The sequence below is a fragment of the Vibrio sp. 378 genome (genome assembly GCF_033339435.1).
The window spans coordinates 1-519 of the sequence record NZ_JAWOUO010001182.1; the positions used below are offsets into that span (position 1 = coordinate 1).

The following is a 519-nucleotide window of genomic DNA, read 5'->3' on the forward strand; positions in this document are numbered from 1 at the left end:
CGTTAACGGCGAACGTGATGAAAGATCGTCGAGAGTACTTAGAAAATGGAATGGATGACGCAATCAGTAAACCATTAGCTGTGCATGCTATTCAGTCAGTGATAGATAAGTTCTTTGTTGATCGAGTCGATAAACCCGCGGTGATTGTTAAGCCTGAAGTCAAGGAAGAAGCGGCGCCTTCTCCTGTGATTGAGACACATCTACTGGATCTGGATATGCTAGAGTCTTATGTGGATATTGTCGGCGTTAAACCCGTGTACGACAGCATCAAGATGTTTGAAGACATGATGCCAGATTACATTGAGGTATTAGACTCAAACATGACCGCAAAAGATCAGGATGGCATTGTTTCTGAAGCGCATAAAATCAAAGGTGCGGCAGGATCTATTGGTCTTAAACGTATCCAAAGCGTTGCTCAAAAAGCGCAATCCCCGGATATGCCGGCATGGTGGGAAAATATTTCTGACTGGGTCGAAGAGATAAAGAATGAATACCAAAACGATATGCAGGTACTCAACA

The 519-nt window shown here is 43.5% G+C and carries 1 protein-coding gene; it reads left to right on the plus strand.

Annotation, left to right across the window (positions count from 1 at the left end):
• The coding region (locus tag R7Q48_RS31040) for an Hpt domain-containing protein (protein WP_318134264.1) at window positions 1-519 on the plus strand (519 nt) is incomplete at both ends.